Raw genomic sequence first — 302 nt, forward strand, 5'->3', positions numbered from 1 at the left:
GGCCGTAGCCGATCGACCCGCCGCCGGCCGTGAGCAGGGTGCGGGAGATCGACAGGCCGAGGCCCGAGCCCTGGACGTTCTGGTGCCGGCCGCTGCGCCAGAAGCGGTCGCCGACGCGTTCCAGCTCCTGTTCGGTGAGGCCGGGTCCGCGGTCGGCGACGACGACGGTCGCCCAGGCGCCCTCCGCTCCCACGGTGACCGTGACCTCCTCGCCGGGGGGTGTGAACTTCAGCGCGTTGTCGATGACGGCGTCCAGCGCGCTGGAGAGGGCGACGGGGTCGGCCCAGCCGGTCACGGCGGGG

The 302-nt window shown here is 74.8% G+C and carries 1 protein-coding gene; it reads right to left on the reverse strand.

Going from position 1 to position 302, the window contains the following annotated elements:
• The coding region (locus tag IH13_RS0102770) for a sensor histidine kinase (RefSeq protein ID WP_199814590.1) at positions 1-302 on the reverse strand (302 nt) is incomplete at both ends.

Origin of the sequence: Streptomyces sp. NRRL WC-3549, assembly GCF_000721935.1 — a bacterium.
Lineage (GTDB): Bacteria > Actinomycetota > Actinomycetes > Streptomycetales > Streptomycetaceae > Streptomyces.